Raw genomic sequence first — 503 nt, forward strand, 5'->3', positions numbered from 1 at the left:
ACGACAGTCCGCGGGGGGCCGGGGCGCCCGCCGGGGGCGCGAGATGGCTCACAGCGAGCGGCCGGCCGGGACGCCGCGCGGAGGGGCTGCGTCCCTGCCCACGCCACATTTAGATGCCGTACGCAGCTAAACGCATACCGTCTGTAGAGGGGCCAAGTGCGCCTATCGTCGCTTTTCGGCCCGAGCGACAGCGCCGCCGCGCGGACCAGTCCCTGTTCCCGTCGAAAGGTAGGCGAGCGAAGTTTTGTCGACTGCCCCGGTCGTCGCTCCCCCGTCCCCGTCCGCGTCGCGGAAGGCCGACCCCGCCGCCCCCACCGTCACCGACCCCGCGCTCGTCCGGCGTGCCGTGAAGGCGGCAGCGCTCGGCAACGCGATGGAATGGTTCGACTTCGGCATCTACAGCTACCTCGCGGTCACGCTGGGCAAGGTCTTCTTCCCCTCGGGCGACCCCACCGTCCAGTTGCTGTCCGCGTTCGGCGCCTTCGCCGCGGCCTTCCTGGTCC

General features: G+C 71.4%; 1 pseudogene. It reads left to right on the forward strand.

Annotated features, from left to right (window positions below):
* Window positions 1–244 precede the first annotated feature (244 nt).
* Window positions 245–503 (forward strand): annotated as a pseudogene (locus B7L92_RS37190) (MFS transporter); the annotation flags it as partial.

Source organism: Streptomyces viridosporus, from assembly GCF_002078235.1.
GTDB lineage: Bacteria > Actinomycetota > Actinomycetes > Streptomycetales > Streptomycetaceae > Streptomyces > Streptomyces viridosporus.